The sequence below is a fragment of the Streptomyces sp. N35 genome (assembly GCF_016464295.1).
Classification (GTDB): Bacteria; Actinomycetota; Actinomycetes; order Streptomycetales; family Streptomycetaceae; genus Streptomyces.
The window spans coordinates 1-5,375 of the sequence record NZ_JAEIMH010000170.1 but is presented as its reverse complement, the minus strand read 5'-3'; the positions used below and the strand labels follow the sequence as shown (position 1 = coordinate 5,375).

General features: G+C 72.1%; 4 protein-coding genes and 1 pseudogene. 3 read left to right on the top strand and 2 right to left on the bottom strand.

Features of this window, described 5'->3' with window-relative positions:
* Positions 1-189: 189 nt before the first annotated feature.
* Together JAO81_RS41395 and JAO81_RS41390 are read right to left on the bottom strand one after the other, a co-directional pair.
* Positions 190-933 (bottom strand): IclR family transcriptional regulator, encoded by a 744-nt coding sequence (locus JAO81_RS41395; protein ID WP_199553170.1) that lies wholly within the window; start codon positions 931-933, stop codon positions 190-192.
* On the bottom strand, positions 930-2,468 hold the full coding sequence (locus JAO81_RS41390) for an APC family permease (RefSeq protein WP_199553169.1): 1,539 nt from the start codon (positions 2,466-2,468) through the stop codon (positions 930-932). The genes JAO81_RS41395 and JAO81_RS41390 overlap by 4 nt, the downstream gene beginning before the upstream one ends.
* A gap of 200 nt (positions 2,469-2,668) precedes the next feature.
* Here JAO81_RS41390 and JAO81_RS43835 point away from each other — a divergent pair, with 200 nt between their 5' ends.
* The 3 genes and pseudogenes from JAO81_RS43835 to JAO81_RS41375 all read left to right on the top strand — a co-directional run.
* Positions 2,669-3,310: a Rid family hydrolase gene (locus JAO81_RS43835; protein WP_199553168.1), complete on the top strand. Its 642-nt coding sequence runs from the start codon at positions 2,669-2,671 to the stop codon at positions 3,308-3,310.
* Between the two features lie 22 nt (positions 3,311-3,332).
* A complete protein-coding gene (locus JAO81_RS41380) occupies positions 3,333-4,931 on the top strand; it encodes an FAD-dependent oxidoreductase (protein ID WP_307814232.1) in 1,599 nt (532 codons plus the stop codon).
* Between the two features lie 248 nt (positions 4,932-5,179).
* A pseudogene (locus tag JAO81_RS41375) lies at positions 5,180-5,375 on the top strand (heme-binding protein); the annotation flags it as partial.

Genomic DNA, 5,375 nt, shown 5'->3' with positions numbered 1-5,375 from the left:
CACGCCCCCGGCCCCGGCGGTCGGCGCCGCTTCCGCGCGGCTGGGGGTGCACGGGGCGGCGACCGATCGGCGAGGGCCGCTCGGCTTCACCGTGGACCGGGCGGTCGAGGTCACGGCCTGAGCGGGGCGAGCGGGCTGAGCGGCCTCAGAGGCCGGCCTGAGCGAGCCGCGCCGTGCCCGCAACCGCCCTCACCCGCACGTTTCGGTGCGCCGGTCGGTCGCGAGGGGGCCGAAGACGCCCGCAAGCCGCGCGGCATACATGTGCAGGAGGTCGGCGAGGTCCGTGTCGTCGACCCGGAGGCCGGCCGATCCGCCGAGCGCCGTCAGGGCGCCGCAGACGACGTGGTGCGCGTCGCGGACCGGGACCGCGACACCGCAGCGGCCGATCCGGGACTCCTCGACCTCGGTGGCGATGTCGCGCTGCCGCACGCGGGCCAGTTCGGCGGAGAGGACGTCCGGGGAGGTGATGGTCCGGTGTGTGACGCTGCGCAGGGACCGGTCGGCGAACAGCGCGGGATGGAACGCGAGCGCTATCTTCCCGACGGCCGAGGCGTGGGGGTGGCCGGTCAGCGTCCCCTCCCCGGCCGGCGCATGGTCGGGATCGCGGCTCGCGAGCCTGATGCCCGTCCCGTCGAACACCGCCAGGTGGATGCCGAAGCGGACGCGTCCGCGCAGTTCGGTGAGGACCGACTCGTACGACTCGTCCTCCGGCTCCGCGCCCGCCAGTTCGCGGGTGCGGCGCCCGAGGGCGAATCCCGACAGGTCCTCGATCCGCACCAGATAGCCGTCGGCGACGAGAAGGTTCAGGAGACGGTAGGCGGTCGAGGCCGGTGTGGCGGTGAAGACCGCGATCTGCCGGGCCGTCGCTCCCGGGCCGAGGTGGGCCACCGCTTCGAGTATGGCCAGCGCCCGCTGGACCGGGTGCGCGGTCATGGTCTGCGGACCAGGGAGTCGAGCCCGCGGGCGTTCCTTCCGTACGAGGCCGAACCCGGCAGCACGTCGTCGGACTCGGCCGAGTCGAACACGCCGACGCGCTCCAGCGCGCCCGGTCTGAGCCGTCTCAGGACGGCGACCACGACGACACCCGACACCGCGACCGCTCCGAGCGCCGCGGGCACCACCTTGTCGTGACCGGTCACTGAGACGAACAGCAGGGAGCCGAGCAGTGCCGTGCCCGCGCCGCTCGCCAGCGTCGCCGCCACCTTCACGAGCGGCGTCAACTCCCCGATGCGCGCCAGGAACCGCAGACACGCGAGCGTCACCAGGACGTACGCGATGACCAGCGCGCCCTGGACCGTGAGTCTGAGCGCCACCGGCGGCGCGGCGGCTCCTTGGCGTGCCGCGTTCAGGGCGAGGCAGACCGCGCACACCAGTACGGCGACGGCGGCGAGCGCTCCGTGCGGGGTGCGGTGGGTGGTGTGGACGCGCCGGAAGGGCGACGGCAGGATCCGCTCGACGGCCATCGTGTAGAAGAGGTGCGACGCCGCGTTGAACGAGGCCATGGCCGAGGCGAGCCACGAGCACATGACCCCGAGGTGCAGTGCGGTGCCGAGTCCCGGGTCCACGCCGCCGTCGGCACCGCCCGTATAGGCGTTGAGCAGCATGCCCGCCCGCCCTGACGAGACCGCCCAGGCGGCAAGCAGGAACAGCGCCCCGCAGATGACGGGCGTCCACAGCACGGTGCGCGTGACGGTCACCAACGGGCGCTTCGCCTCGGGCCCCAGGAAGGCGGCGCTCTCGAACCCCGCCAGGGCGAACATCGCCGAGAGGACGAGCAGGAGCGTGGCGTGGGACGACGCCGGCGGCCCGGGCTGCGGCAGCCGGGCACCGGTGTCCCCGGACAGCAGCAGGCCCACGATGAGCGCCAGTGAGCACAGTTCCACGACAAGGATCGCGAGCATGGCGCGGCGCACTCCACGCACCACCACGAGCAGGATGGCCGCCGTCACGAGGCAGTGCACGGCCGCGGATCCGGCCGGCCCCCTGGCGTCGATGCCCAGGGCGCCGAGCAGACGGATGACCTCCTGCCCTCCTTGATAGAGCGTGAGGGCGGCGCTGCCGCAGTCCTTGACGCCCATGGCCACGCCGACGGCCAGCGCGCGGCGCCGGCCCGCCCCCTTCGCGACGAAGGTGTACAGGCCGCCCGCCGCCGCGAGGCGCCGGGTGAACTGCGAGACGCAGAGCGCGATCAGCGCCATGACGGCCACCGAGGCGACGATCGCGAGGACGCCGCCGAGGACGGAACTCTGCAGCATCGCGAGCGGCAGGCCGATCATCGAGGCCGCCGGCGCCGTCGTCGCGATCGACTGAGCCATCACTTCGACACCGGACAGCTGCCGCCTGCCGAGGGCCCTCAACGGCGAGAGAGCGCGCGGTGGTTCGTGTACGGAGAACGACCGCGCGATCGCCTCGTGCAACGCCGTTCCCGTGGGAACGGGGCTGCTCGGGCGAGGGGCGCGGGGAGGCATGGCGCGACCGTAGGCAGGCCGGATTTCACCGGTGTTTCGGCGCGGATACGGAAGGTCGACGCGCGGTGGGAACGCGGCGGCGCCGATTCTCACGCGCCAGGCGGCGGACGTAGCGGCGTGTTCGCGGCGGCGACACACACCGGAGCCAGGCTGTCGGCCGACGCGAAGCAACGGACCGGTCCACGAGAGGTGACGACACGGTGAACAGACGCACGAGGGTACTCACCGCCGCCGCGGTCAGCGCCACCCTGGCGCTCGGCGGCACGGCGGTCGCCCAGTCGAAGGGCTGGCGCATCGGCGACCACGAGGTGCGGGTCGCGCTGCCCGAGGGGCAGAGCAACCCCGCCATCGCCAACGGGGTCGCCACCGGCGGCGAGGTCGCGCTCTACCAGAGCAGCGGACTCGGCCCCACGGCCCTGAACCCGTCCGCGCCGGCCAACTCGCCCGAGCGGTACACCGATCCGTCGATGACGGAGAGCGCGCAGGGCGTCACCGTCACGGAAGCGCAAGCGCTGGTGGTGCTGCGGAACATCGCGGCGAACCTCAAGGCCGCCGGACTGCGGCCGCGCGACGTGATCACGATGAAGTGCTATCTGATGAAGCCGCCCGGTGCCGCGTCCGCCGACTACGCCGGCTGGAACCGCGCCTATCGCCAGTACTTCGCCAACACCGACCTGAGCACCGGCGAGGTCGTGCCGGTGCCGATTGGCACCTCCGCGCCCAAGGCGCCGCTCACGGTCAACTCCGCCCGCCCCGCCCGGGCGACGATGGAGGTCTCCTCCCTCGCGGTACCGGGCTGGCTCGTCGAGGTCGAGGTCACGGCCGCGTATCCGCACCGCTAGGGAAGATGGGATGGAACCGCAAGTGGCAGTCACAAGACGTTCGTTCATGCACCGGCTCGGCGTCACCGGCGGCGCCGGTCTGGCCTACGGTGCGATGGCCACCATCGGCCTCGCACCCACGGCCACCGCGGCCGAACACGCCTTCCAGGGCCCGAAGATGGACGACCTCATCGGCCGGCCGGGCGGAGCACCGAAGGTCGTGGTGCTCGGTGCGGGCCCCGCCGGACTCTGCTCGGCCTATGAACTGCGCAAGGCCGGTTACGACGTCACGGTCCTCGAGGGACGTACGCGGCCCGGCGGCCGTGTCTGGACGGTCCGCAAGGGAACCACCGAGACCGATCTGGACGGCGAGACACAGCGGTGCACGTTCTCCGAGGGCCAGGTCTTCAACCTGGGCGCCACCCGCATCCCGCAGAGCCACATCACCGTGGACTACTGCCGCGAACTGGGCGTAGAACTGCAGGTGTTCCCCAACCAGAACGCCAACGCCATGGTCAACTACGCGGGTGACACCCCGCTGTCGAAGAGCTCCGTCACGTACCGGGCCGCGAAGGCGGACACGTACGGCTACATGTCGGAACTCCTGCAGAAGGCCACCTCGCAGGGTGCGCTCGATCAGGTCCTGAGCCGCGAGGACAAGGAGGCGCTCTCCGCATTCCTGTCCGGCTTCGGCGACTTGTCGAGCGACGGGCGCTATCTGGGGTCCTCGCGCCGCGGCTACAGCACGGAACCGGGCGCCGGGCTCGAGTTCGGCAGCGAGACCCGGCCGGCCCCGATGTCGGACGTCATACGCTCCGGCATCGGACGGAACTTCGCCTTCGAGTTCGGCTACGACCAGGCGATGATGATGTTCACACCGGTCGGCGGCATGGACCGGATCTACCACGCCTTCCAGGAACGGATCGGCCGCAGCCGGATCACCTACGGCGCCGAGGTGACCGGTCTGCGCAACACGTCCTCTGGGGTGAGCGTCGACTACAGGGCCGGCGGCCGGGACCGGTCCGTCCGCGCCGACTACGTCATCTGTACGATCCCGCCACAGCTGGTCGGGCGCCTGCGCACGAACCTGCCCGCGGACGTGCTGACCGCGCTGGGCGCCGCCAAGCCCGTGGCCGCGGGCAAACTCGCCATCGAGTACTCGCGGCGCTGGTGGGAACTGGACCAGCGGATCTTCGGCGGCGCGAGCAACACCGACCGGGACATCGCCCAGATCATGTTCCCCTTCGATCACTACAACGCGGACCGCGGTGTGGTCGTGGGCTACTACAACACCGGCCGCCGGCAGGAGGCGTTCGAACCGCTGACGCACAGGCAGCGGCTGGCCAAGGCGGTGGCCGAGGGAGTCGAGATCCACGGCGACGCGTACCGCCGCGACATCACGTCCTCGTTCTCCGGGAGCTGGCGCCGCACCAAGTACTCCGAAGGCGCCTGGGCCTCCTGGCAGGGCGCCGGGGACAGCCACGGCGGGGCCGCCACCCCCGAGTACAAGAAGCTGCTCGAACCGGCCGGCCGCGTCTACTTCGCGGGCGATCACCTCTCCAACGCGATCGCCTGGCAGCACGGCGCGTTCACCTCCGCCCGCAGCGTCGTCACCGCGCTGCACCGGCGCGTAATGGTCTGAGGCGGCGCGTCTGTCTCGAGTGATGCGGCCGGGGCCCGCCGGACACGGCGGGGCCCGGCCGCTCCGTATGCCGGCTCGGGACCGCCGCATCAACCGATCGGTTGACTCCCCCGCCAACCGTCCCGCGCGCTACTCGCAGCCGGTACGTCGAAGAGGCGCGGCGCTCGCCGAACGAGGATGGGACATGTCATCGGGACGGCCGGGAAGGCCGGCCCGCAGGGACCATCGAACCTCAGGAGTTTTCGGCGATGAAGCACGTCAAGAAGGTTTCCCGGCGTACGCGTGTGATGGCCGGCGGCGCGGTGGCCGTCGCGATCGCGGCCGGCGGATTCGGCGCGTTCTCCGCCGGTGCTTCCACGGACTCCGCCCCGGCGGGCGCGGCAGGGGCGCCCGCCGCCCGCGGCAACCTGGCGCCGACGGACCACCTCCCCACCCACGCCGGCG